The following is a 25,495-nucleotide window of genomic DNA, read 5'->3' as shown; positions in this document are numbered from 1 at the left end:
AATTTAGTTGACATATGCCTGGATTCGATCAGCCTTGCCAGGCCTTCGGGTAGCGGTCCATCGCCAAGCCTTCCAACGAAATCTGCGGCTTGCGCCCCGAGATCAAATCGTCAATCACCCGTGCTGTGCCCGCGGCCATCGTCCATCCCAGCGTGCCGTGACCGGTGGCCAGCAGCATATTGGGGTAGGGCGTGGCGCCGACGATAGGGGTGCCGTCCGGTGTCATGGGGCGCAGGCCGCACCAGAACGTGGCTTTGGACACGTCGCCGCCTTTGGGGAACAGATCGGTCAGCACGTGGTTCAGCGTCTCGCGGCGCGATTCGCGCAGTGTCATGTCAAAGCCGGCCAGCTCGGCCGTGCCACCCACGCGGATGCGGTCGCCCAGGCGCGTGACGGCCACCTTATGTGTCTCGTCCATGATGGTCGACTCGGGTGCGAAGTTGGCATCGGCAATCGGCAGTGTGATGGAGTAGCCCTTGACCGGGTAAACCGGAATGTGGATGCCGATCGGCTTGAGCAGCTGCGGCGTAAAGCTGCCCAGCGCGGTCACGTAGCGGTCGGCGGTCAGCGTGCCGGCACTGGTTCGCACACCGGTGACTTTGCCCCCACTGACCTCAATGCCGTCTATGCTGGTGTTGTAGCGGAATTTGACGCCCAGCGCCTCCGCCATCTCGGCCAGCCGGTTCGTAAACTTGAAGCAGTCGCCGGTTTCATCGCCAGGCAGTCGCAGTGCGCCGACAAACTTGTCCTGTGTCAGCTTCAAGGCCGGCTCTACCTTGACAAAACCTGCACGGTCCAGCACCTCGAACGGCACCTTGTAGTCCTGCAGCACTTCGACATCCTTGGCGATGCCGTCCATCTGCGCCTGGGTGCGAAACAGCTGCAGCGTACCCTGGGCGCGGTCGTCATAGCCAATGCCGGTCGCGGCGCGCAACTCTTTGAGGCAGTCGCGGCTGTATTCGGCAATTGGCACCATGCGGCTCTTGTTGATGGCATAGGCCTTCTCGGTGCAGTTGGCCAGCATGGACAGGCCCCAGCGCCACATGTTGGGGTCCAGCACCGGCCAGATCACCAGGGGGCTGTGGCGCATCAGCAGCCACTTGATAGCCTTGACCGGCACGCCGGGCCCGGCCCACGGCGACGAGTAGCCCGGAGACACCTCACCGGCATTGGCAAAGCTGGTTTCCAGCGCGGGGCCGGCCTGGCGGTCTATAACCTCGACCTCGTGCCCGGACTTGGCCAGGTAGTACGCTACCGAGGTCCCGATCACGCCGCTGCCCAATACGATGACTTTCATAGCCCGACCCTTCTATTCAGATGCCTTGGAATGTACCCGCTGGGCGGCGCCAGCGGTAGCTTGTTGCCAAGCGTTCAAGGAATCAGCGGCGACATAAGCTGCGATACTGATAGCCGCACTTCCATAAGCCCACCAAACACATCCGTTCTATGCTGCAAACACCTACCGAATTTGTACCGCTGATGAGCGCCCAGGCCCATACCGACCCGCTGGCCTTTGTTTTCCAGAATGGCAAGCTGCTGGTCCGTGAAGATGATGTGTCGTTGCCCGATGCCCATGTAGGCTTGGCGCTGCACGGCCTGCGCGCGGAAGATTTCTACCCGGTGGGCCTGTGGCAACAGCGCTATTGCTGCACCACCTGGGTAGATGCCAGCGTGCAACCGGAGGCAGGCTTTGCCTTTGTGCCGCTGCGCGCACTGTTTGGCAGCATGGACGAGGCCCTGCTGGGTCTGGCCAGCCGCGCCGTGCAGTTGTCGGAATGGGCGCGCACCCACCGCTTCTGCGGCCATTGCGCCAACCCCATGCAGTTGGCCAGCGGTGAGCGGGCCTTCAAATGCCCGGCCTGCGGTATGACGGCCTACCCCCGCATCTCGCCAGCGATGATGGTGCTGATCAAGAAGGACGACCATATCCTGCTGGCCCGCCACGTCATCTCGCCCACCGGGCGCTTCAGCGCGCTGGCTGGTTTTCTGGAGGCGGGCGAATCGATTGAAGAGGCCATCCACCGCGAGGTCATGGAAGAGGTGGGCCTCAAGGTGACCAATCTGCAGTACTTTGGCAGCCAGTCCTGGCCGTTCCCGCATTCGCTGATGATTGCCTTTACCGCCGAGTACGCCGGTGGCGAGATCACGCCGGATGCGAGCGAGATCGCCGAGGCCCGCTGGTTTGGTCCGCACGATGTGCAGCCCGAAGCGCCACCCGGCATCTCTATCTCCAACCGGTTGCTGAATGCCCATTGGCCGGGTCAGCGCTGATACTTTAAGCCAAATCGGCCGCTAGCCCTCGTGCAGCGCGCGTAAGCCGCTACGAAAACAATAGCGTTTTTCGGAAGGTCAGGCTTTCACCGCCCAGCGCAACTTGGCCGATGTGGAGCGTGGATTGGCCCGGCGCTCTTCAAATGAGGCGCGCATCGGGTCGCTGGCCACGCTCGAATAGATGCCGTTGCGCTCGCCGGTCTGGAATGCCTTCTTCACGCGGCGGTCTTCGCCGGAGTGGAAGCTCAGAATAGCCACCCGGCCGCCGGGTTTCAGGCAGGACGGCAGCAGCGCCAAAAAACGGTCCAGCACGCCAAATTCGTCATTGACCTCGATGCGCAGCGCCTGGAAGGTGCGTTGTAACGCCTTCTTGGTCTCTGCCAGGCGTTCTTCTTCCGGCATCGTCCGCTTGAAGGTTGCGGCCAAGGTTTGGCGGACCAGGTCGGCCAACTGCGTCGTGGTTTCCAGGTACTGGCCCTGAAGCGCCGCGGCCAGGGGAATGGCATAGGGCTCGTCCGCGTTGTCGACAAGCAGGTCGCGCAGGCGCTGGCGGGTCACGGACAACAGCAGCTCCGATGCGGATTGGCCGCTGCTCGGGTCCAGCCGCAGGTCCAGCGGGCCATCAGCCTTGAAGCTGAAGCCACGTGCCGGGTTGTCGATCTGCATGGACGACACGCCCAGATCGGCCAGCACCACGTCAAAGCCGCCACCGGCCTCGGGCAGCAGCGTGGCCAGTTCGGAGAAGTTGATGCGGCGTATCACCAGCGCATCGGGTGAAAAGCCCAGCTTGCGCAGGCGCGCCTCGGTGCGGGGCAATTCGATGGGGTCCACGTCCACGCTAAAAAGGCGCCCGCCGGGCAGCAGCTTGGGCAATATCTCTTGCGTGTGGCCCCCAAAGCCCAGCGTTGCGTCCAGGCCTATTTCGCCGGGCTGGGGTTTCAGAATTTCCAGTATCTCGTTGACGCAGATGGAGCGGTGCATACCGGCAGGGGTCTGGCCCCTGTCCAGCACCTTCTGGATCGCTTCGGCATTGCGTGTGGGGTCCAGCTCCTTGTACTTTTCTTCAAAGCGCTTGGGGTGGGTACCCGCATAGCGCACCCTTCGTTGGTGGGGAGTGGCGTCGTCGGTCATCCACCGATTGTGGCGTATGTTATGCCTAACCGACGGTTCCGCGGGGCCATTAGGTCCCTGCGCCGGTGATCAGTTGAAGATCAAAAATCCGCTCCACCAGCCATACCGCAGCCACCAGCATGGTTAGCAGCGAGCCGCCAACAAACACGCCCTTGCGGTAGAACGCAGTGTGGCGCAGCGCAAAGGCCACCGGCAGAAAGACGGCAACGATGGCCATTTGGCCGGTTTCCACGCCCAGGTTGAACCCTAGCAACGACAGCGCCAGTGCGTCGGCAGGCAAGCCCAGTTCGGCCAGCACGCTGGCAAAACCAAAGCCGTGGATCAGGCCAAAGCAGAAGGCCACGACCCAGCGTCGGTGCGCGACCATAGGCCACACGTTGTTGGCGGCGGCCAGCACCACCGACAGTGCAATGGCTGATTCCACGAGCCGCGACGGAAGGGATACCAATCCCAGCGCTGCCAGTGACAGCGTGATGGAGTGGGCCACGGTGAACGAGGTCACGACCCACAGCACTTCTTTCCACGCCTGGCCAAAGCGCTCGGCCCCTTGCCAGGTTTTTCCATGCAGCACCAACACGGCCGGCAACAGCAAGGACAGCAGGAACAGGATGTGGTCAAACCCGATCCAGATGTGCCAGATGCCTTCGACCAGGTATTGCTTGAACTGCTGCAGCCGGGTCACGCCGTCAGCACCGAACTGCACGACGCCGCTGGTGGGTGACAACACGCTGGTGTGGGTACCGCCGTCCACCGTGGCGCGCAGCAGGCCGCGGTGCAGGCTGTCCAGGTCAAACAGCAGGCGGTAGTGCAGGCCCAGGGGGCCAGTTGCCCCGGCGCAGCTGCCGGCAAGCTTGAGTACGGCAAAGGCGCCGTCCGTATGCTCGTCTACCTGCAATGCGTTGATCTGCAAGGGGCAAGCGCCGCCGCCGCGGGTGAGCTCGAGCCGGCTCAGCGCCCAGGCTGCAATATCGCCCTGGCGGCTGCGCAACTCGCCCCACGTGACTTCGCCATTGCCGTCCTTGTCCAGGCCCAGCGCAAAGTCGATGTCGCGCACGGCGATATCCCACTGCACGGTGACGGCCGCACCCTGGGCGTTGACCAGCAGGTAGCTGTCGCTGGCCTTGTGGGCGTGGGCGTTCAGGTGCAGGCACAGCAGTAAAACCCAGCATGTAAAGGCAAGAAGACGGCGCATCATTTGGCGGCTCCGTCGGCTGCGCTAGCCAGTTGTTGTACTTGTTGGGCCAGTGCGCGTATGGGCTGGCCCGCAAAGCCGCTGCTCTGCAGCCAGTCCATTACCGCCTTAGCATCGCCAGGTTTGCGTGTAGCCAGCGCCGACTCCAACACGATGCGGGCGTCCCGCGGCTCTTTTTGCACACCGTAGTTTTCGACGGCCAGGCGCAGCGCCTCCGCTGCATTGTTGCGCAGCCGCAAGTAGAAGCGTGCCTCTTCGGCCTGGTGCGTGGTGTCGCCGCGCTGCTTGGCGGCCGCGAAGCGATCGCCCAGCATCTGCACATGGGCGCTGGCAGTGGGGCGGTTCAGCAGGGTTTCCGCCTCGGTCAGGCGCAGCAGCAGGCCGTCAGACGCTTCCCATTTGGCCAGCAGCTGCACCACTTCTTCGGTGCGGCCCTGGTCCAGCAGAAAATCGCTCCAGGCCGCGAGCAAGTAGCCATCGTCAATGCCCAGTGACAAGGCCAGGCGGTAGTGTTGCTCGGCCACAGCCGTTTTTCCTTGCCATGAAGCTACTTCGCCCAGCCGGGTGTTGAGCCATAGGCGCTGGTTGTCATCAAGGGTGAGGCCCAGCGCATGTTGCAGTGTGGTGTAGGCCGTATCCAGATGGCCGGTGTAGGCCTGCGTCAGGCCAGCGCAACCGCCGCGTAATACTGGGCGTTGCATCCGCTGCAGCGCATCGCACTCCTGGGCCGCAGCAGCGTAGTTGGCTTGCACCAAATAGATGGCGCCGCGCCAGGCGTGGGCCACCGCCAGATCGGTGTCGATCTTCAGCGCCGCTGCGTAATCTGCCAGCGCATCTGCAAAGTCGTGCCGGTATTGGCGCACGGTGCCGCGCATGGCCAGTAGCGGGGCTGTCATTGCCTTGGAAAACCGACCCAGCAGCGCGTCGGCGTAGCCCACGTAGCGCGGGTCCCCCCGGGCCGTGGCGAGGTCGAAGTAACGCTGTGCCAGCGCCAGCGCAGGCTCGGGGTCTGTGGGGCGCTGTGCCACGGCGGCGCGCAGCGCTGCCAGCTCGCGTGCCGTGGTATCGCCGGGTTTGAAGGGAAGGCGCTCAATGACTTCGCTGTCTTGTGTAGGGGTGCGGGGTGCCGCATAGGAAAGGCCCATCAAGCTGGCCAGCAGTAGAAGGAGGGGAATACGTGCAGTGTTTGGCATGGGAAGGGGTCAGAGCATTGCAGGTTGTTGTGACAACGATCGCGGAGCAAAAATCTATAGTTAGGTAGTGTATTTTGCCGCTTGGAGAGTGGGCCTTGCTCGGATCTAGTCCCGCACTTGCCGGGAGGGGCCGCTATTGAGCAATCGGAAGTCCGTGGGTGACAGGCCTATATGCCGCCGAAACGCGCGGGAAAAAGCGCTGTGGTCGCTGAAGCCGCTGTCCAAACCGATCTGCGCTACGGTGCGTTCGCCCGCAAGCTGGCCCAGCGCATATTCGAGCCGCAAGGATAGCAACCAGCGGCTGGGTGTGAGTTGCAGCAGGGCCAGCACATGGCGCTCCAGTTGCGCGACAGACAGTTTGGCGTGCTGTGCCCAATCCGCCACGCTGATGGGATCGGTACAGTGCGCACGTGCCCAGGCCAGACTGCTGGCCAGGCGTTGGTAGACCGGGTTCTGGGCAGATGGTCCTTTGAGGTCGCGCGAGATGCCGACAATGCCGCACACTTGGCCGCTCTCGCGTACCGCGTGCTTGACCGACAGGCACCAGCCGGACTGGCCGTTTGGAAACAAGTGGCGCTCCAGCATGTCGCCCATACTGGCGTCGCTGCGGATGACCATCAGATCCTGCTGCCAGTAGTGCTCCCCCAGCTGTGCAGGAAAAACTTCAGCGGCAGTCTTGCCTTTCAACGCCTTCAGGTCCGTCAAACCCAGGCGCTGCAGCAGCGTCTGGTTGGCGTGTGTGTAGCGCCCCTGCGTATCTTTGCTGAAGTAGACAACGTCGGGCAGTCGGTCAAACAGGGCGTGGTGGGCGCTGAGGATATCCATAGCTGCATTGTGCCGAATTCTGCATGCAGCGGGCAGACTTTGATCTAGACCACTGCCGCATCGCTCGCCAAAATTCGGGCATGGAAAAAATAGTTTGCATTGATTCCCATACCGGTGGCGAGCCCACGCGGGTGGTGGTGTCTGGGTTTCCGGATCTGGCCGGTTTGCCGCTGCCGGCCGCTGTAGACAAGCTGCGCACAGAGCATGACAGATACCGTAAGGCCACCGTATGCGAGCCGCGCGGCAACGACGTGGTGGTGGGCGCGCTGTTGCTGCCTGCGGTGAATGCGGGTTCGTTGGCCTCGGTCATCTTCTTCAATAATGTTGGCTACCTGGGCATGTGCGGCCACGGCACGATTGGCCTGCTGGCCACGCTGCAGCACATGGGCCGCGTCGGCCCCGGTAGCTATTCCATCGACACGCCGGTTGGCACGGTGCAGGCCCATGTGCACGGCAAGGGCTGGGTCGAGGTGGACAACGTGCCAGCCCACCGGCATCTGGCCGGCGTGGTGATGGACGTGCCCGGCTATGGCCAGGTAGCGGGCGACGTGGCCTGGGGTGGCAACTGGTTCTTCCTGACCGATGCGCGTGAACTGCCGTTGACACTGGCCGGTGTGCAGGACCTGACCGCTTTTGCGATGGCCGTGCGTCGTGCGCTGCGCAAGCACCACATCACCGGCAGTGGCGGCGCCGAGATTGACCACATTGAACTGATGGGCGCCGCCCAGACCCACGGGAACAGCGGCCGCAATTTTGTGCTGTGCCCCGGTGGCGCCTATGACCGATCGCCGTGCGGCACCGGGACCAGTGCCAAGCTGGCCTGCCTGGCGGCTAATGGCAAGCTGGCCGCGGGGGAACGATGGTTCCAGGAGAGCGTGGTGGGCAGCGTGTTTGAAGGCCGCTACCGGCTGGTGGGCGACCAATTGCTGCCCAGCATCCGCGGCCAGGCCCATGTGGTAGCTGAGACTACGCTGCTGCTTGACCAGCGCGATCCTTTCTGCTGAGGGCTGGAATAGCCCTTATTTGCCACGATTTTTGCCGCAACGTTTTTTACAACAACCACTCGGAGACAGACCCATGGCAGCACTGGCCACTGCAGACGCGGTGCGCTTTGCGCAGATGGCCGCCGAGGAAAAGTGCAGCGGCCTGATGGTGCTGCCGCCCTACGTGTACTCCACCGACTGGCGCGAGATGAAGGCCCACGTTAGCGCCGTCATTGCGGCCACGGCATTGCTCTGCATGCTGTACAACAACCCCATCGCCTACCGCACGGATTTCTCCGCCGTTCAGATGCAGGAGCTGGCTGCCGCCCACCCCAATTTAGAGGCCGTCAAGGAACCCAGCGCCGATGTGCGTCGCATTGCGGCCATCAAATCGGCGCTGGGTACGCGCTTGCAGATTTTGGTCGGCGTGGACGATCTGATCGTCGAAGGCATTGCCGCGGGTGCCACCGGCTGGGTGGCGGGTTTGGTCAATGCCTTCCCCAGAGAGTCCATCGCACTGTTCAAGTTGGCGCGCGCCGGCCGCTGGGCCGAGGCCGAGCCGTTGTACCACTGGTTCTTGCCGCTGCTGCGCATGGACGTGGTGCCGAAGTTTGTGCAACTGATCAAGCTGGTGCAGTCGCATGTGGAGATGGGCAGCCAGGCCGTGCGTGCGCCGCGCCTGGTGCTGGAGGGCGAAGAGTTGGCCCAGGCCAACGCCATCATTAAGCAGGCGCTGATGACCAAGCCTGCGCCAGCGTGACATCCGCCGTGATGGCGGAACTGATGCACACGAATACCAGCCCCATTGACCTGACACCCTACGCGGTAGACCGGTTCGGCTTTGCCTGAGCCGGTATGCGTCTTCGAGGAAGCACGCGTTTGCTGTGCAAGTGTCGCTGCTAGCACAAACGTGGACTGTTTACATCAACGCGGCCATTACAAAAAGCCTACAGTAGCCGAACGCAGCACATCGCGCGTTGAAGGTGTGTAGGTTGCAGTAATGGGTAAAGGCGGGTTCTTTGCCACCAAATGTTCTGGTAATTGTTGTCGGTAAGTGCTCAAATGAACTTATCGTTTGTTGTCTATACCTAAGGTTGTAGGAGCCACCCGATTTCTGGTGGTGCCTTATTGAAACAGGAGGCTCTATGGATGCAATTGGCAACTTCGTCGCCCGCTACGCGCGTAGCCGCGAGGAAGAACTTTCCATCGATGATTACTTGGCTGAGTGCAAGCGCAATCCGCTGGCCTATGCCACGGCCTCGGAGCGCATGCTTACCGCGATTGGCGAGCCGGAGCTGGTGGATACGCGCAACGATCCGCGTTTATCCCGCTTGTTTGCCAACAAGACCATCAAACGCTACCCCGCATTTGCCGAGTTTTACGGCATGGAAGACGCGATAGAGCAGGTGGTCAGTTACTTCCGACACGCGGCCCAAGGGCTGGAAGAGCGTAAACAAATTCTGTATTTGTTAGGCCCGGTTGGTGGTGGCAAAAGCTCCATTGCCGAGCGGCTCAAGTTCCTGATGCAACAGGTGCCCTTTTACGCCATCAAGGGATCACCGGTCAACGAGACGCCTTTGGCCCTGTTCGACCCGATTGAAGACGGGCCTATTCTGCAAGAAAATTTTGGCATTCCGCGCCGCTACCTGCAACGCATTTTGTCGCCCTGGGCCGTCAAGCGCCTGGATGAATTTGGTGGAGACATCCGCCAGTTCAAGGTGGTCAAACGCTACCCCAGCATTTTGAAGCAAGTGGGTTTGGCCAAGACCGAGCCTGGCGATGAAAACAACCAGGACATCAGCTCGCTGGTCGGCAAGGTTGACATCCGCAAGCTTGAAAGTTACGCGCAGGATGACCCAGATGCCTATAGCTACTCCGGCGGCCTGTGCCTGGCCAACCAGGGCATGTTGGAGTTTGTCGAGATGTTCAAGGCGCCTATCAAGGTGCTGCACCCCTTGTTGACCGCCACACAAGAGGGTAACTTCAAGGGCACGGAGGGCTTTGGCGCCATACCGTTTGATGGCATTGTGTTGGCGCACAGCAACGAGAGCGAGTGGAAGACGTTTCGTAACAACAAAAACAACGAGGCCTTCCTTGATCGCATTTACATCGTCAAGGTGCCGTATTGCCTCAGTGTGCGCGAAGAAATCCGCATCTACGAAAAGCTGGTGCGCGACTCGTCGTTGGGCGAAGCGAAGTGCGCACCCGGCACCTTCAAGATGATGGCGCAATTCTCGATACTCACGCGGCTCAAGGAGCCCGAGAACTCCAGCCTGTACAGCAAGATGCAGGTGTATGACGGAGAGAGCCTCAAAGACACCGACCCGCGCGCCAAGAGCTACCAGGAGTACCGCGACTACGCCGGTGTCGACGAGGGCATGAATGGTGTATCTACCCGTTTTGCGTTCAAGATTTTGTCGAAGGTCTTCAACTTCGACAGCTCCGAAGTGGCGGCCAACCCGGTGCACCTGATGTATGTGCTGGAGCAGCAGATTGAGCGGGAACAATTCCCTGTGGAACTGGAAACCAAGTACACCGGATTTATCAAGGAGTATCTGGCGCCCCGCTATGCCGAGTTCATAGGCAAGGAGATACAGACCGCGTACCTGGAGAGCTACAGTGAATACGGCCAGAACATTTTTGACCGCTACGTCACCTATGCCGACTACTGGATACAGGACAACGAATACCGCGACACTGACACCGGTGAATCCTTCGACCGATCTGCGCTGAACGCGGAGCTGGAGAAGATAGAAAAACCCGCCGGCATTGCCAACCCCAAGGATTTCCGCAACGAGATCGTCAACTTCGTGCTGCGGGCGCGGGCCAATAACCAGGGCAAGAACCCGAGCTGGACCAGCTACGAAAAGCTGCGCCTGGTCATCGAGAAGAAGATGTTCTCCAACACCGAAGAGCTGTTGCCGGTCATCAGCTTCAACGCCAAGGCCAGTGTGGACGAAGCCAAGAAGCACGAAGACTTTGTGACACGTATGGTGGCCAAGGGCTACACGGCCAAGCAAGTGCGTTTGCTGTGCGAATGGTATCTGCGCGTGCGCAAGAGTTCCTGAGCCCGCAGCACGCAGCGCTGCCACACCCACCAATGACGGAGGACCGCAATGCCCCTTCAGATCATTGACCGCCGCCTGTCGGGCAAAAACAAGTCCATAGGCAATCGTGAACGCTTTCTGCGCCGTTACAAGGACCAGATCAGCGACGCGGTGCGGCGTGCCGTCTCGGGCCGGGGCATACGTGACATGGAGCAGGCCGAGAACATCACGATCCCAAAGAAGGATATCAGCGAGCCAGTGTTCCACCATGGCCAGGGAGGCATACGCGATACGGTGCATCCCGGCAACAAGGACTATGTGCGCGGTGACCGCATTGCCCGGCCCAAGGGGGGAGGTGGTGGGCGTGGAAGCCAGGCCAGCGATTCGGGCGAAGGCGAAGACGACTTCACGTTCACGCTGAGCAAGGAAGAGTTCATGCAGATCTTCTTTGAAGATTTGGCCTTGCCACACCTGCTGCGCACGCAGATTGGTGATAGCCCGGAGTGGAAGAGCCACAGGGCTGGCTATTCGCACGACGGCACGCCGAACAATCTGCACATCGTGCGGTCCATGCGCGGTGCTTTGGGCCGCCGTATTGCACTAGGCACCTCGGCACGCCGCGAACTGCATGAAAAAGAAGCATTGCTGGCGGAATACAAGCGCTTCCCAACGGGCCGAGAAGACGATATCTTGGTGCTGGAGCGCGACATTCTGGAACTCAAACGGCGCTTGAAGAACATCCCGTTTCTGGACCCAATCGACCTGTGCTTTCGCAACCGCGTCAAGGTACCCGTGCCCACCAGCAAAGCAGTTATGTTTTGTCTGATGGACGTGTCTGGCTCCATGGACCAAGACCGCAAGGATTTATCCAAGCGCTTCTTCACGCTGCTGTATCTTTTTCTGACGCGGCACTACGACAAGATAGACATCGTTTTCATACGCCACCACACTCAGGCGCAAGAGGTGGACGAAGACACCTTCTTCCACGCCACCGAGAGCGGTGGCACCGTTGTCAGCAGTGCGCTGGTGCTGATGCACCAGATCATTGCGGCACGTTACCCGCATGGCGACTGGAACATCTACGGCGCCCAGGCCAGCGACGGTGACAACTTTTCGGACGACAGCGAACGTTGCACTGAAATACTGACCGACAAGCTGCTGCCGCTGTGCCGTTACTTTGCCTACGTGCAGGTGGCTGATGAGGAGCAAAACCTGTGGCGGGAATACGTGGCCCTTCAGGCCCAGCACCGCAACTTTGCGATGCGTAAGGCTACGGACGCGTCGCAGATCTACCCTGTTTTCCGCGACTTGTTCAAAAAGGAAGGGAGCACCGCATGACGCTCGACCTGGACCCCGTATTGGAGCGGCGCCATATGGAAAATCTGGGACGTGTCCCACCGACGGGCGATCGGCGACCCCACATGGTCTTGCAGGCGCCGTTACCTGCGCCGCAGCGCGCCGCCGAGCATCTGCCAGACCCCAGCGACTGGACCTTCGATCTGATCGAACGCTACCACGATGCCATACGCCAAACCGCCGAGCGGTTCGGGCTGGATACCTACCCCAACCAGCTGGAAATCATCACCGCAGAGCAAATGATGGATGCCTACGCCTCAGTGGGCATGCCCATCAATTACCGGCACTGGAGCTACGGCAAGGAGTTCATCGCCACCGAAAAGAAATACCGCCGTGGCCACATGGGCCTGGCGTATGAGATCGTCATCAACTCCAACCCCTGCATCAGTTACCTGATGGAGGAAAACACCACGGCTATGCAAGCCCTGGTTATTGCCCATGCGGCCTATGGCCACAACAGCTTTTTCAAGGGCAACTACCTGTTCCGCATGTGGACCGATGCGTCCAGCATTATCGATTACCTGGTCTATGCCCGTAATTACGTAGCCGAATGCGAACAACGCCATGGCCTCCAGGAGATGGAAGACTTGCTGGACTCCTGCCACACGCTGGCCAGTTTTGGCGTGGACCGCTACCGCCGTCCCAGCAAGCGCACGCTGGCGCAAGAGGTGCAGGAGCGTAAGGAGCGCGAGGCCCATGCCCAGCAGCAGATCAATGCGCTGTGGCGCACCGTGCCAGTGAAAGGGGGAGGTGGCGACCACCCGCTCAAGGTAGACCGCTTCCCGATAGAGCCGCAAGAAAATCTGCTGTACTTCATTGAAAAAAATGCACCGCTGCTCAAGCCCTGGCAGCGCGAGATTGTGCGCATCGTGCGCAAGATTTCGCAATATTTCTATCCACAGCGCCAAACCCAGGTCATGAATGAAGGCTGGGCCACGTTCTGGCACCACAAGCTGCTCAACACGCTATACGACGATGGCCATCTGAGCGACGGCGTGATGCTGGAGTGGCTAACCTCCCACACCAATGTCGTCTACCAGCCGCCGGTGGGCCACCGGGCCTACAGCGGTATCAATCCGTATGCGCTGGGCTTTGCCATGTACACCGATATCAAACGCATCTGCGAGGCACCTACCGATGAAGACCGGACCTGGTTTCCGGACATTGCCGGTACGCCGTGGCTGCCTACCTTGCACCACGCTATGCGCAACTTTAAGGATGAGAGTTTCATAGGTCAGTATCTGTCACCGAAGTTGATACGGGACATGCACCTGTTCGCCATCCACGACGATGAAAAGATCAATGACCTGGAAGTGGCTGCCATCCACGACGACGCGGGCTACCAGCGCATACGCCAGGCCTTGTCATCGCAGTACGACTTGGGCACGCGCGAGCCCAACATACAGGTCTGGGACGTAGACCTGCGCGGAGACCGCACACTGACGCTGCGCCACACCCAGTACCAGGATCGCCCTTTGGGTGAGAGTACGCTGGAGGTCATGCGGCACGCGGCCCGCCTGTGGGGATTTGGTGTCACGCTGGAAAGCGTCAACAGCGCAGGTGAGCGGGTCAAGGAGTGGAGCGTTTCCAGCCCGGCTTGAGCCCGGTCTGTATGGCCGGGTCAGTGGATCTTGCCCAGCAATACGGTCAAGCCCGCAAACGCTGTGAACTGCGGTGTGTCCTTGTTCAGGCCGGTGGCAACACCCGCGTCCACCACGAGGCGCTTATTCACCGCGTAGCTGGCCGCGGCGAGAAACTGTGCCGTGGACGGTGCGCCGCTCTGGCTGGTGCCTGACAAATCTCCCGCCAAAGTCCACGCTTCTCCGACCTGGCGTGAAATCGCGGCCGCCCACGTCCACTGGTACAGGCCCTGGTCGGCGCCCACGCTGCCCAAGCGGGTGGCCATCAGGTTGGTGTCCATGTGGAATCCGTTGGACATGTCAAAACCATAGATGCCTTTGAGGCTGTAGTCACGCTCGCCGCTGCCCAGGCCAACGGCGGCTGTGGGGAATTTGGCTGTGGCCTCCAGCCCGTAGCTCAGGCCTTCGGGTGCACCGGCGACCTTGTATTTCAACGTTACCGTCGTGTCGCCACGGCCATCCATCAGTGCAGACTGCGCGGGTGTTGTGGCCACGTAGCTATCACCACCGAGCAACAGCGCAAACCGGTCGTTCAGCGAATATTTCAGCAAGTAGGGCCAACTGTTGCGGGCATCGAAACCGTTGCCGCCCAGGCGTTGCCCGCCAAACTCCAACTCCAGCCAGCCGGGTGCCGAAATGCTGGCGCCGCTGGTGACGGTGGGGCGAAAAGGGGTCGCACTCGGCGCTGCGTCGTTGTCGTCATCGCCACCGGCCGCGTGGGCTGCCAGGGGCAGTGCCAGAGCTACGGCGCACAGGCAGGCATAGCGGGTGAGAGCGGGAAGATATTTGGATGGTGTTGTCATTGCTTTTGCATGGTACGGCGCTGCGGGGAGCGCGTCAACGCTGGCACTGCACGCGGTACGATACTTTATTCCCCATACGCACAACCCATGACATTCAACACACAGCCCGCTGCAATTCTTCTGAAGTGTTCGCCGTTGGCCCTTGCACTGCTGGCCGCGGTCTTGTGTCTCTCGGTGCTCAGCCCACTGACTGTGTATGCACAGGCCACGGCAAGGCCCGACGCGGTAACCCCCGACGGCGGCCGCTACTACGGCACTTTGGTAGAAGGCCTGCGCCAGGGCCCGGGCCGCGTGGAATGGGACAGCGGCATGCGCTATGAAGGCGGCTTTGCCAAAGGCGTCTTCGAAGGCAAGGGCAAGCTGATCGGACCCGCGGAAGAGTACGAGGGGGAATTCAAGGCCGGTCGCTACGCGGGGCGCGGCGAGATCCAGTACCGTGACGGCCGTCGATACAACGGCGAATTCACCGATGGTCAGTTTCAGGGCCAAGGCGAGTACACGACGCCCGACCGACATGTTTACGAAGGGCAGTTCGACAAGAACAGCTTCACCGGCTTCGGCGTTTTTACGCGCGTGGATGGTGTTGTGCACAAAGGCCAATTCGCCAAGTGGCGTCCCCATGGCCCCGGAACCTACACCGATGCAAACAGCAATGTCTACGAGGGCAATTTTGTGGATGGCGCTTTGACCGGCCCCGGCCGCATGCTAGGTAAGGACGGGGTGCGGTTCGTCGGCGAATTCAAGAATTGGGTATATGAAGGCCAAGGAGTCCTCAAGCTGGCCAATGGCGACGAATACAACGGTATGTTTGCCGAGGGACTGTTCCACGGGGAGGGCACCTACGCCTATGCCAAACCACAAAAGGATGGCACGACACAGAAGAACGGAGTTTGGCGCTACGGGACGCTAGTCGACAAGGATGCTGCTCAAAAGATGTTGTCCAATGTCGAGACGGCACTTTACAACCAGCGTGGCCTGTTGGACGGGGCATTGGCTGCTATTACGCCCCGAGACCCGAATGCCATCAACATGTACTTGCTGGCTGTGGCGGGCGACGGTAGCCAGGAGGTCTTTCGCCGCGAGGTTGACTTTGTGCGCCAGCAGTTTGACCGAGACTTCCGCACGCAGGGGCGCTCCGTGGTGCTGGTCAACAGTCGCAACACGGTGGCGCAGCACCCAATGGCCACGCTGACCAGCATCCGCGAGAGCATTCAAGGCATAGCTGCCCGTATGGATAAGGACAAGGACATATTGTTTGTGTACCTGACCAGCCATGGCTCTGCCGACCACCAGTTGACGCTGGACCAGGACGGCATGAACCTGCGTAACCTGCGCGCCACGGAACTGGGCGCAGTGTTGAAGGCATCGGGCGTTCAGTGGAAAGTTGTGGTGGTGTCGGCGTGCTATTCGGGCGGCTTCATCGCCCCGCTTCAGGATGAGTACACGCTGGTGATCACGGCCTCGCGACCGGACCGGCGCTCTTTCGGGTGTGCCGACGAGAACGACTTTACCTATTTTGGGAGGGCCTTCTTCAAGGAGTCTCTGACCCGCGGCACGTCGTTCGCGGATGCGTTTCACAACGCCAAAGTCCTGGTGCAGCAATGGGAGGATGGTGATTTCAAGGCTGTCAGCAAGACAGAGGAGAACGAACATTCCGAACCACAGATATCCAGCAGCCCAAAAATTGAAGAGTACCTGCGGCGCTGGCGAAGCCAGATGCAATAATTGCCCACCATGACAGGACGCTCCACCCGCCCATGCCGCAGATAGATCCACGCACGGTCGTCTTGTTGGCAGGTGTCATGAGCAGCTTCATGGCCCTGATCATGTTCTCGCTGCAACGCAGCTACCCGCCGAGCATCAAGGGGCTGGGTGAGTGGGGTGTGGCGCTGTTGTTGGTAACTGCGGGCAGCACACTGGCGTTTGGTCTGGGCACATTGCCAAACTTTTTGTCCATTACGTTACCGCGGCTACTCTTCCCTACCGGGCTCTTCCTCGGCTATGTAGGCGCCCAGCGCTTCTTTGGCCAGACACCACGCATCTGGCCCTGGGTAGTTTTGCTTGGCTGCACGTTGGCTGTGCAGATGTGGTTTACCGTTGGCGAGCCCAACTTCGCCGCACGCCTGCGGGTGTCGGGTGCTTTGGCTTTATGCCTGTTCGTCGCCTTCGTTAATCTATTGCGCAAGCAGAGCCTTGATTCGTTCGCCAAGATGCTCGCTATGGGTGTGTTGCTCACTATGGGTGCCATTGTCGGCATGCGCGTGATCACCACCCTGATCTGGCCGGTAGGAATAGATATCTACGACAACTCGCCCCACCACATGCTGTACTTAAGCGCGCTGTCGGTCTTCACCCTGCTATTGTCCGTAAGCGTGGTGCTGATGGCAGCCGAGCGCATGCACACCGAAATGGCGTACCTGGCAAGCCATGATTCGCTGACCAATGCGCTGACGCGCCGCCATATGAACGAAGTTTGCAGCATGGAGTTGGAGCGCAGCCAGCGGCAAGGTCATAGCATGGCACTGTTGATCATGGACCTGGACCACTTCAAGGTTGTCAACGACACGCACGGCCACCAGCGCGGCGACCGCGTGCTGGTGGAATTTGTGCGCAGGGTCAATGTTCTGCTGCGCCGGCCCGATCAGTTGGGCCGCTTTGGCGGGGAAGAGTTCATTGTGCTGCTGCCTGAGACATCGCTGTCTGAGGCGCTGGCCGTGGCCGAACGTATTCGCATCGCCTGCACCACCCCAGATGCCGCCGGCGGTTGCACCATCAGCATCGGGGTGGCCACCAATTCGCAAGGTAACGACACCGTGGACAGCCTGATTGCCCGGGCCGATGCGGCCGTATACCGCGCCAAGACCAAGGGGCGTAACCGCGTCGAGACCGCGGAGTAGCCGACTTACGCGCTGCGCAATTGGTCCAGGGTTTTGGCCATCCACTTCAGCATGGCTGGGTTTTGGCTGGTGGCGATATTTATACGCATCCAGGTGCTGGGTGTTTGCTGCGGCGAAAAGATGGCACCGGGCGCCAACAGATAACCGGCCTCCAGTGCTATGGCCGCCAAGCTGGCTGTATCTACGCCTGTGTCAAACCAGCTTAAAAACCCCGCCAATGGTCGACAAAACACCCTGAGCCCCATAGCCTCAAACCGTTTGAAAGCCGGCTCGCGCAGGCTCTCCAGCGCGCCCTGCATGCGCTGGCAGTGCTTGCGGTAGCTGCCCTGCGTCAACGTCTGGTAGACGATGCGTTCATTGATCTCGGGTGTCGCAAAAGATGTCAGCAGCTTCAGCCTGGCCAATGCCTCCACCAGCTCCGCACTGGCGGCTAGGTAGCCGACCCGTATCCCCGGCACCAGCGTTTTGGAGAAGCTGCCCACATAGACCACACGTTTGAGCTGGTCCAGGCTGGCCAGGCGCGCGCACTGCACGCCGCTGGGCAAAAAGTCGGCGTAGATATCGTCCTCCACCACCACGATGTCATGCGCCTCGGCAATCCGCAGAATCTGGTAGGCCGCGGCCGCTGTCAGCAGTGTGCCGGTGGGGTTGTGCAGCGGCGTGTTGATCAGCAGCATCTTCGGTCTATGCGTGGCGGCCAGCTCGGCCAGCGCTTTCACGTCGGGCCCGGCCGGCGTGTAGGGCATGCCGACCACGTTGACGCCCACCATGGCCAGCGACGCCAGTTGGGCAGACCACGCCGGGTCACCGACGATGACCGTGTCGCCAGACTGCAAAAAATGCCGCACCACCAGGTCAATCGCCTGCGTCGAGCCAGACGTGGTCAGGATCTGCGCCGAGGTACTGTAGATTTCCATCTCTTCCAGCTTGCGCGTGATCTGCTCGCGCAGCGGTGCATAACCATGCGCCAGCGCCGTATGCGAAAGCTGTAGCCCCGCGGTGGTGGACACCGAACGCAGCCCAGCACGCAACAGGTCACCGCCGCATAGCTCGGGCGGCAGGTAGCCAAAGCCGGGCGACATGTCAGCCGCAATGCCGCTTTGCATATTGCGCACCAGCCAGCCCATGTCGATGGGGCGCGCTGGCGGGGCGGCTACCTTGGCGCGGCGCACGGGTTTGGTGGTGGCGCGCTCGCGTACAAAGAAACCCGAGCCCTGGCGCGCCTGCAAATAGCCGCGCGCCACCAGCCGGTCATATGCCTCCACCACGGTGAAGCGCGACACACCCCGGTCCAACGCCAGCTGCCGTACCGAAGGCATGCGCATGCCAGGTCTGAAAACCTGCTCCTGGATGCGGTGCGTGGCCCACTGCACGATCTGTTCCGACAAGGTGGTGGTTGCGCCAAAAGCGCTGGATTCGGTGTACTGCATTAAGGCATCTGTATTGGCGTTAATACCAGGCCAGTTTGGCTAACTATCTGCATAACTGTACGGGTACTGTATTGGTACAAATTTTACACTGACAGCATCAATAGGCAAGCGCTTATTGTTGTCCCGTCACCTCCAGGAGCCCACCATGCACAACAGACCACTGCAACACTTCCAACTGGACATACCACAACAAGGCCTTGCGTTGCATCTGGCCGCGGGCGATGTGGTTCGAGCCACACGGGGCAGCATCTGGTTGACGCTGGATGGTCATAGCCGTGATGTGTGGCTTGTAGCCCCTGCGCGTTGGACCGTGCCGCTGGCAGCCAAGGCTTGGATCAGCGCCGATTCCACCGCGGCATTCGCTGTGAACGGACCGGTGACACCGGTTGACATCTCCACGCCGGAACGATCCAAGGAACGGGCGCCTCTGCCCGTCGCTGCATAGGGCAGAGCGCGGCGGGGCCGGCGCCAAATCCCCCCGGTCGCTGATCGGGAATAGGTCGCCTGTGTTGCAATTATTCTTGTAATTTCAGAAAATACTGAAAATTCAAGAAAAACCGCAACCAACGCCGCCCATGAACCTGCCACCCCTGACCCAGTCTTTCGTGCTGCATTTCGGCGAGATGGGTAGCCGTTGGGGCATCAACCGTACCGTGGGGCAGATCTACGCACTGCTGTACGTTTCGGCCAAGCCCATCAACGCCGACGAGATCGCCGACACGTTGAATTTTTCGCGTTCCAACGTCAGCATGGGGCTGAAAGAATTGCAGTCGTGGAACCTGGTCCGACTGATCCACCTGCCGAACGACAGGCGCGAATACTTCCAGTCGCCACAAGATGTGTGGCTGATCTTCCGCACGCTGGCCACGGAGCGGCGCAAGCGCGAGATTGACCCGACCCTGTCCATGCTGCGCGACGCTCTGATGGAAAAGCCCAGTGGCGAGGACGAGCGTGTGGCCCAGGAGCGCATGCGCCAGATGCATTCCTTCATCGAGTTGATGACGGACTGGATGGACGAGGTGCAGAAAATGGACTCCGCCACGCTGGCCAGCCTGATGAAGATGGGCGCCCGCGTGCAAAAACTACTGGAGGTCAAAGACAAGGTCAAGCAAGTGTTTGGCATGTCCACATCCACACCAACAGCCGACGCCGCAACGCGAGACCTGCTGCACGACACCCCTGCTGATGCGCTACCGCCCCCCGTCACAACGCCCGAAGACCCCCGCAACGCCAACTGACTAAGAGCCATGGACCACCTCGACCCCCTCATCCTGGCGCGCATGCAGTTTGCCGCCAACATCACCTTTCACATCCTGTTCCCGACCATCAGCATCTCGATGGGGTGGGTGCTGCTGTTCTTCAAGCTGCGCTTTGCCCGCACCGGTCAGCAGCACTGGATGGACGCCTACCAGTTCTGGGTCAAGATCTTCGCGCTGACGTTTGCATTGGGTGTGGTCAGCGGCATCACGATGAGCTTCCAGTTCGGCACCAACTGGCCGGGCTTCATGAACACGGTTGGCAACGTGGCCGGGCCACTGTTGGCCTATGAGGTGCTGACAGCCTTCTTCCTGGAGGCGACTATGCTGGGCATCATGCTCTTTGGTCGCGGCCGGGTCAGCGAACGCGTGCACACCACGGCCACACTGCTGGTGGCCGGCGGCACCACGCTGTCGGCGTTCTGGATCATCGCGCTCAATTCGTGGATGCACACACCCGCCGGCTTCGAGATGATTGACGGCAAGGCCCATGTGACGAGCTGGCTGCAGGTCATCTTCAACCCATCCTTCCCGTACCGGTTGACGCACATGCTGCTGGCCTCAGGCCTTACCGTGTCCTTTCTGCTGGCGGGCATCAGCGCATTCCGCTGGCTCAAGGGCGACAAGGGCGCCGAGGTGCGCGCCAGCCTGCGCACCGGCCTGGTGTTGGCAGCGGTGTTGATCCCCTTGCAGATTGGCGTCGGTGACCAGCACGGTCTGAACACCCTGCACCACCAGCCCGCAAAAATCGCAGCCATGGAAGGCATTTGGAAGACGCAGAGTGGCGCGCCCGCCGTGCTGTTTGCTTGGCCCGATGCGGCCACCCAAAGCAACCGCTACGAGATAGGCATCCCCAAACTGGCGTCGCTGTACCTGACCCATGGGTGGGACGGCGAGATCAAGGGCATTGACGCCTTTGGAGACAAGCACCCGCCCGTGCTGCCGCTGTTCATCGCCTTCCGCGTCATGGTGGGCGTGGGGATGCTGATGCTGGCCGTCAGCTGGTTTGGTACGTGGCAGACGCGGGCAGGGCGCTCGCCCCCGGTGTGGCTGCTGCGCGGGCTGGTGCTCATGACATTTGCCGGCTGGGTGGCGTTGGTTGCGGGATGGTATGTGACCGAGATCGGACGCCAGCCGTGGCTGGTGCAAGGCGTGCTGTTGGCCAAAGATGCAGCATCCGCCGTGCCATCGCCCCATATCGCGGCCACGCTGGCCATGTACCTGGTGCTGTATGCGTTCTTGTTGGTGGCGTATGTGTCGGTGGTGTTCTATCTGGCCACCAGCGCAGCCAAGAAGAGCTTCGAGCCACTGGTTGCTCCTGATTCTGTAGCGGCTTACGCGCTTCCCGCGCGGGCTGGAGGCCTGAATGATGCTTGATGTAATCCCCGACCTGAGCCAACCCCAAGGCTGGCTGCCCCTGTTCTTTGCCGCGGTGATGGCGCTGGCCATGCTGGCCTACGTGATCATGGATGGCTACGACCTGGGCGTCGGCGTGCTGCTGCGCCGTGCCGACGACCGCGAGCAGAAGGACGCCATGATCGCCAGCATCGGCCCATTTTGGGATGCGAACGAGACCTGGCTGGTGCTGGGCGTGGGCGTGCTGTTGGTGGCGTTCCCGGCAGCGCACGGTGCCATCCTCGGTGCGCTGTACCTGCCCGTGGCGCTGATGCTGTTCGGCCTGACGCTGCGTGGCGTGGCCTTTGACTTCCGCGTCAAGGCGCGTGACCACCACAAGCCGCTGTGGGACACGGCCTTTTACGTGGGCTCCCTGCTGGCCAGCTGGGCGCAGGGTTTCATGTTGGGCGGGCTGATCACGGGCTTTCGCACCGATGCTTGGACCTATGTTTTCTGCGCGCTGATCGGCCTGTGCCTGGTAGCCGCCTACTGCCTGCTGGGTGCGGGCTGGCTGATCATGAAGACTGAAGGCGCCTTGCAACTGAAGGCGGTGCGCTGGGCCCAGGGCAGCCTGTGGCTCACCGCCGCGGGCGTCGTGGCGATCTCGGCTGTTACGCCTCTGGTAAGCCAGCGTATCTTTGGCAAGTGGTTTGCGTTCCCGAATATCGTGCTGCTGTTCCCCATTCCGTTGGTCACCGCCATGCTGCTGGGCGTGATTGCGCGCAGCGTCAAGCGTCTGCCGGTGCGTTTGGCGCAGGGCAATGAATACGGTATCGGTGTGCCATTTGCGTCGACGGTAGGGGTCTTCTTGCTGGCCTTCTACGGCCTCGGCTATAGCCTGTTTCCGTGGCTGGTGGAGGACCGTCTGACCATCTGGCAAGCCGCTAGCGCGCCGGAGTCGCTGATGGTGATCTTCTACGGCGTGGCTGTGGTGCTGCCAGTCATCATTCTGTACACGGTGTTTGCGTACCGGGTGTTCTGGGGTAAGGCGTCGGCGCTCAAATATTGAAGGGCATCGGCCCTCTCGGAGCCTCGATCACCCCTCGGTATTGCGCATCCAGTCAGCCGTCTTGAAAAACGACGCCTTCAGTTGCTCAGCCAGTTCCTGCGACACGCCTGTATCTTCCATGGCCTGGGCCATGCAGGCCAGCCACTGGTCGCGCTCTTGTTCTCCGATTTTGAACGGCATATGGCGCATGCGCAGCCGGGGGTGGCCAAAGCGATCGGTGTAGTGCTGGGGGCCGCCCAACCAGCCGCACAAGAACCAATACAACCTCTCACGGGCCCCACCCAGGTCAGACCCGTGCGCGGCGCGCAGTGCCGCATAAGCTGACTCCAGATCCATCAGATCGTAGAAACGCTCGGTAAGTGCCTTTACCTTGGATTCGCCGCCTATCCATTCGAATGGCGTGTCAAACGGAGGTTTGTTGTCAATATCCATAAGCCAAATGAGCCGCCAGGCCTCGTCGGGCAAGCGTGAGCCGCTCTAAAAAAGATAGTGGAATTTTAGTCGGATCCTGCACGACCCGTTTCGCACGGATGCCGGGACAGTGCAGGCAAGTGCTATTGTGAATCTATTCAGTAGCCTTGGCGCAGCACTACGTTTGAACATGGAAAAGCAACACAGGGCAGAACATACCCTTCGGCATGCTCTTCGCTACTCAGGCCTGGCCATTCCAGTGCATAGCGCACCTGCCCGCTAACCAGCCGCCCTACGCAGGTGCGGCATGTGCCGTTGCGGCACGAGCTGGGCCAGTTGACGCCCCCCATCTCCAGGGAAAGCAGCAAAACCTCGTTTTCTGCGGCATCAACTTGGAGGTCGTCTGGATCGGTGCGTGCAGTAAAAATGTGGGGTTGTAGCGGTTGCGTCACGTAGCGGGGCCGAAGAGCCGGTCTTCGTTCCCCACTAACCATGTCTTCGATGGCTGCAGCAACCGTGTCCGGAATGAAGGATTTTCCGCTACGGCAGCAGCAAGCGACCTGGGGGTGTGCAATGAGAATTTGAGCTGGCGAGCCATGATATTGGACGCATTTTGCATGGCATGCGTCACTGCTGCAGCGTTTGACTCCGTGCCGAGTGCAGCACCAAACAATACCACTACCACCGCAGAAGCTGTGGTGCCGGCAGATGCAGGCGGCTCATTGTGAACAAAGGCGGCACTGATGTGTTGCGACACTGGCTCCAGGGCTGTCCTCAACACGTTGCGCACACCGATCGTTCTTACCACCAGCATGCGCAGTGCCTCAAACACTGGCGACTGTGTGTTGGCTTGGTAGTGCTTTTGCTTGCCCTTCTTTTGCACACTGAGAATCCCTGCGGCACTCATGTCGGCCAGTTCGCGCTGAACGGCTCCAGTGCCAGAGTGCGCCAACGCGATCACTTCCCCCATGTAAAAACTTCGGTGTGGCGCATCAAACAGCACGGCTAGCACACGCTGACGCACCTTGGGAAACAAGGTGTCAGCCACGCTGGCGCATGCCGTTGGCGGCGTCTGCTGTCGTATACCCATGGGGGAGGGAACTTTACCCATACGGGGTATCACCGAGCTGGTCTAACCAATGATGCGCAGCAACACGGAAATCACGGCTACGACGAGCAATATGTGAATGAACCCGCCCAGAGTGAACGACGTTACGACGCCCAGCAACCACAAAATGACGAGAATGATAGCGACGGTGTACAACATGACAAATACCTCTTTGGTAGTGGATTAGCGAAACTCCATTGTTCCCCCGTCTGGCAGTCTGGTCAGTGCGCCACCGCACCCTAGGCTGGGTAGGTAGGTAGATAGTCGAACGCCTGTCCAATAACCCCAGGTTGGGGGCGCTCTGCCAGACACAGCGTTGGCCCGTGCGATGCACCCATGCTCGGTGCAATCCCAGGCTGGTGTAAATTGCGCAGACCATGCCCTCGATCATTACCCATCTACTCATCATTGACCCGCAGAACGACTTCTGCGATATCGCCAACGCCGCACTGCCGGTAACCGGTGCCAACCAGGACATGCTGCGCCTGGCAGCCTTCATCCGGGCGCACCTGACCCGGCTGGACGCCATCACCGTCACGCTGGACTCGCACGCCAGCGTGGCCGTGGAGCGCACCACCTTCTGGCAAGACGCCAACGGCGATGCGGTGCCGCCGTTTACCTTCATCACCGAGGCCGATGTGGAGGCCGGTACCTACCGACCCCGCAGCGCAGAACACGCGCCCAAGGTGGTGACCATGCTGCAGCTACTGGCCCAGCGCGGCAGGCCAGGGCTGGTGGTGTGGCCCGTACACTGCGTCACCGGCACCTGGGGCCACAACATCCACAGCGCTGTGGCCGAACAACTGCAGGCCTGGGAAATGGCCCGGCAAACGCCGGTGCGCAAAGTGCTCAAAGGCGAATACCCGCTGACCGAGCACTTCGGCGTGTTCGAAGCCGACGCCCCGGACGCCGCCGTGCCGTCCACGCTGTTCAACACCGCGCTGGCCCAAGCGGTGAGCCAGGGCGTGGATCTGCTGCTGATCGCCGGCGAGGCCTCCAGCCACTGCGTGGCCGCCAGCTTCGACCAGCTGACCCGCCACCTGGACCAGCAAGCCGGCCCGCGGCCGCGCGTTGTGCTACTCAGCGACTGCATGAGCCCGGTCTCGGGCTTCGAGGGGCTGGCCGATGTGTTTGTGCAGCGGGCTATCGGGTGGGGCGCGGAGGTGTTGCCCAGTGATGACTTGGCTGTGGGGCTGGGTTAGCCAAAAACATTCTGCGTTTTGTCGCTATCACTTTCATAGCTGCTTACGCGCTCTATACGTGGGCTAGCGGCCGATTGATCACTATCCAGCTGGCTCAGACCGGAAACGACGGCCCGCCCTCTGCCTGCTGCAACACGATCTCGGCATACAGCGCGGCCAGCGCTTCGCGGATGCCGTGGGCTATGGCACAGCGTGACTTCAATCCCGGGCGGCGCCAGGCGCGCAGCCGTGCGCAGCAGCGCAGAGAATTGATGGATGCAGCACGCAGGCTGCCCGAGATTGCGAGGACTTTCATGTACAGGCCCTCGTCAGATTGCGAAGAGTTGCGGATTGTTACGCAAACGGG

Annotated in this window: 25 protein-coding genes; 13 read left to right on the top strand and 12 right to left on the bottom strand. The window is 60.9% G+C overall.

Annotated elements, in window-relative coordinates; all coding sequences use genetic code 11:
• Positions 1 to 28: 28 nt before the first annotated feature.
• Positions 29 to 1,297: a D-amino acid dehydrogenase gene (locus tag AC097P_RS21470; RefSeq protein ID WP_479612478.1), complete on the bottom strand. Its 1,269-nt coding sequence runs from the start codon at positions 1,295 to 1,297 to the stop codon at positions 29 to 31.
• A 149-nt stretch (positions 1,298 to 1,446) separates the two neighbouring features.
• Here AC097P_RS21470 and nudC point away from each other — a divergent pair, with 149 nt between their 5' ends.
• Complete coding sequence (nudC, locus tag AC097P_RS21465) at positions 1,447 to 2,271, top strand: NAD(+) diphosphatase (protein ID WP_479612477.1); 825 nt, start codon at positions 1,447 to 1,449, stop codon at positions 2,269 to 2,271.
• Between the two features lie 78 nt (positions 2,272 to 2,349).
• Here nudC and rsmH read toward each other — a convergent pair whose 3' ends face one another.
• The 4 genes from rsmH to AC097P_RS21445 all read right to left on the bottom strand — a co-directional run bounded on the left by rsmH (position 2,350) and on the right by AC097P_RS21445 (position 6,612).
• Positions 2,350 to 3,402: a 16S rRNA (cytosine(1402)-N(4))-methyltransferase RsmH gene (gene rsmH / locus AC097P_RS21460; protein ID WP_479612476.1), complete on the bottom strand. Its 1,053-nt coding sequence runs from the start codon at positions 3,400 to 3,402 to the stop codon at positions 2,350 to 2,352.
• Positions 3,403 to 3,451: 49 nt separating this feature from the next.
• Positions 3,452 to 4,594 carry a HupE/UreJ family protein gene (locus AC097P_RS21455; protein ID WP_479612475.1) on the bottom strand — a complete coding sequence of 381 codons (1,143 nt, stop codon included), beginning with the start codon at positions 4,592 to 4,594 and terminating at the stop codon, positions 3,452 to 3,454.
• Positions 4,594 to 5,787, bottom strand: coding sequence for a hypothetical protein (locus AC097P_RS21450; protein ID WP_479612474.1), 1,194 nt, complete (start codon positions 5,785 to 5,787; stop codon positions 4,594 to 4,596). Before AC097P_RS21450 ends, AC097P_RS21455 begins: the two co-directional genes overlap by 1 nt.
• A gap of 105 nt (positions 5,788 to 5,892) precedes the next feature.
• Positions 5,893 to 6,612, bottom strand: coding sequence for a helix-turn-helix domain-containing protein (locus AC097P_RS21445; RefSeq protein ID WP_479612473.1), 720 nt, complete (start codon positions 6,610 to 6,612; stop codon positions 5,893 to 5,895).
• Positions 6,613 to 6,692: 80 nt separating this feature from the next.
• Between AC097P_RS21445 and AC097P_RS21440 the strand changes: the two genes are divergently transcribed.
• The 5 genes from AC097P_RS21440 (at position 6,693) to AC097P_RS21420 (ending at position 13,599) form a co-directional block, all read left to right on the top strand.
• Positions 6,693 to 7,616 carry a proline racemase family protein gene (locus tag AC097P_RS21440; RefSeq protein WP_479612472.1) on the top strand — a complete coding sequence of 308 codons (924 nt, stop codon included), beginning with the start codon at positions 6,693 to 6,695 and terminating at the stop codon, positions 7,614 to 7,616.
• Between the two features lie 73 nt (positions 7,617 to 7,689).
• Positions 7,690 to 8,355 carry a dihydrodipicolinate synthase family protein gene (locus tag AC097P_RS21435; protein ID WP_479612471.1) on the top strand — a complete coding sequence of 222 codons (666 nt, stop codon included), beginning with the start codon at positions 7,690 to 7,692 and terminating at the stop codon, positions 8,353 to 8,355.
• A gap of 385 nt (positions 8,356 to 8,740) precedes the next feature.
• The gene (locus tag AC097P_RS21430) at positions 8,741 to 10,663 is read left to right on the top strand and encodes a PrkA family serine protein kinase (RefSeq protein WP_479612470.1); all 1,923 of its coding nucleotides are present in this window, start codon (positions 8,741 to 8,743) and stop codon (positions 10,661 to 10,663) included.
• A 48-nt stretch (positions 10,664 to 10,711) separates the two neighbouring features.
• Positions 10,712 to 11,980, top strand: a complete 1,269-nt coding sequence (locus AC097P_RS21425) for a YeaH/YhbH family protein (protein ID WP_479612469.1) — start codon at positions 10,712 to 10,714, stop codon at positions 11,978 to 11,980.
• Entirely contained in the window at positions 11,977 to 13,599 is a 1,623-nt protein-coding gene (locus AC097P_RS21420; RefSeq protein WP_479612468.1) for a SpoVR family protein, read from the top strand. Before AC097P_RS21425 ends, AC097P_RS21420 begins: the two co-directional genes overlap by 4 nt.
• Before the next feature lie 20 nt (positions 13,600 to 13,619).
• Here AC097P_RS21420 and AC097P_RS21415 read toward each other — a convergent pair whose 3' ends face one another.
• Entirely contained in the window at positions 13,620 to 14,441 is an 822-nt protein-coding gene (locus tag AC097P_RS21415; RefSeq protein WP_479612467.1) for a transporter, read from the bottom strand.
• 87 nt (positions 14,442 to 14,528) lie between these two features.
• Here AC097P_RS21415 and AC097P_RS21410 point away from each other — a divergent pair, with 87 nt between their 5' ends.
• Positions 14,529 to 16,166: a C13 family peptidase gene (locus tag AC097P_RS21410; RefSeq protein ID WP_479612466.1), complete on the top strand. Its 1,638-nt coding sequence runs from the start codon at positions 14,529 to 14,531 to the stop codon at positions 16,164 to 16,166.
• 32 nt (positions 16,167 to 16,198) lie between these two features.
• On the top strand, positions 16,199 to 17,338 hold the full coding sequence (locus AC097P_RS21405; RefSeq protein WP_479612465.1) for a GGDEF domain-containing protein: 1,140 nt from the start codon (positions 16,199 to 16,201) through the stop codon (positions 17,336 to 17,338).
• Between the two features lie 5 nt (positions 17,339 to 17,343).
• Here AC097P_RS21405 and AC097P_RS21400 read toward each other — a convergent pair whose 3' ends face one another.
• Positions 17,344 to 18,768 (bottom strand): aminotransferase-like domain-containing protein, encoded by a 1,425-nt coding sequence (locus AC097P_RS21400; protein ID WP_479612464.1) that lies wholly within the window; start codon positions 18,766 to 18,768, stop codon positions 17,344 to 17,346.
• Positions 18,769 to 18,913: 145 nt separating this feature from the next.
• Between AC097P_RS21400 and AC097P_RS21395 the strand changes: the two genes are divergently transcribed.
• From AC097P_RS21395 to AC097P_RS21380, 4 genes are all read left to right on the top strand, one after another.
• Positions 18,914 to 19,213 (top strand): DUF2917 domain-containing protein, encoded by a 300-nt coding sequence (locus tag AC097P_RS21395; RefSeq protein ID WP_479612463.1) that lies wholly within the window; start codon positions 18,914 to 18,916, stop codon positions 19,211 to 19,213.
• Between the two features lie 130 nt (positions 19,214 to 19,343).
• Positions 19,344 to 20,006, top strand: coding sequence for a GbsR/MarR family transcriptional regulator (locus tag AC097P_RS21390; RefSeq protein ID WP_479612462.1), 663 nt, complete (start codon positions 19,344 to 19,346; stop codon positions 20,004 to 20,006).
• 9 nt (positions 20,007 to 20,015) lie between these two features.
• Complete coding sequence (locus AC097P_RS21385; protein WP_479612461.1) at positions 20,016 to 21,401, top strand: cytochrome ubiquinol oxidase subunit I; 1,386 nt, start codon at positions 20,016 to 20,018, stop codon at positions 21,399 to 21,401.
• Positions 21,394 to 22,428, top strand: a complete 1,035-nt coding sequence (locus AC097P_RS21380; RefSeq protein WP_479612460.1) for a cytochrome d ubiquinol oxidase subunit II — start codon at positions 21,394 to 21,396, stop codon at positions 22,426 to 22,428. Before AC097P_RS21385 ends, AC097P_RS21380 begins: the two co-directional genes overlap by 8 nt.
• 27 nt (positions 22,429 to 22,455) lie before the next feature.
• On the opposite strand, the gene AC097P_RS21375 is transcribed toward AC097P_RS21380, so the two are convergent.
• The 4 genes from AC097P_RS21375 to AC097P_RS21360 all read right to left on the bottom strand — a co-directional run bounded on the left by AC097P_RS21375 (position 22,456) and on the right by AC097P_RS21360 (position 24,106).
• Positions 22,456 to 22,860, bottom strand: a complete 405-nt coding sequence (locus AC097P_RS21375) for a group II truncated hemoglobin (protein WP_479612459.1) — start codon at positions 22,858 to 22,860, stop codon at positions 22,456 to 22,458.
• Positions 22,861 to 22,997: 137 nt separating this feature from the next.
• Entirely contained in the window at positions 22,998 to 23,333 is a 336-nt protein-coding gene (locus AC097P_RS21370) for a 2Fe-2S iron-sulfur cluster-binding protein (protein WP_479612458.1), read from the bottom strand.
• Positions 23,288 to 23,929, bottom strand: a complete 642-nt coding sequence (locus AC097P_RS21365) for a transcriptional regulator (protein WP_479612457.1) — start codon at positions 23,927 to 23,929, stop codon at positions 23,288 to 23,290. Before AC097P_RS21365 ends, AC097P_RS21370 begins: the two co-directional genes overlap by 46 nt.
• Before the next feature lie 42 nt (positions 23,930 to 23,971).
• The gene (locus tag AC097P_RS21360) at positions 23,972 to 24,106 is read right to left on the bottom strand and encodes a lmo0937 family membrane protein (RefSeq protein WP_479612456.1); all 135 of its coding nucleotides are present in this window, start codon (positions 24,104 to 24,106) and stop codon (positions 23,972 to 23,974) included.
• A gap of 218 nt (positions 24,107 to 24,324) precedes the next feature.
• Here AC097P_RS21360 and AC097P_RS21355 point away from each other — a divergent pair, with 218 nt between their 5' ends.
• Entirely contained in the window at positions 24,325 to 25,149 is an 825-nt protein-coding gene (locus tag AC097P_RS21355; protein WP_479612455.1) for a cysteine hydrolase family protein, read from the top strand.
• A gap of 94 nt (positions 25,150 to 25,243) precedes the next feature.
• Here the strand turns inward: AC097P_RS21355 and AC097P_RS21350 are convergent, their stop codons facing one another.
• Positions 25,244 to 25,444, bottom strand: coding sequence for a hypothetical protein (locus tag AC097P_RS21350; protein ID WP_479612454.1), 201 nt, complete (start codon positions 25,442 to 25,444; stop codon positions 25,244 to 25,246).
• Between the last annotated feature and the right edge of the window lie 51 nt (positions 25,445 to 25,495).

The sequence above is a fragment of the Rhodoferax sp. ZS1R8 genome (assembly GCF_056521325.1).
This window is presented reverse-complemented; position numbering and strand designations above follow the sequence as displayed.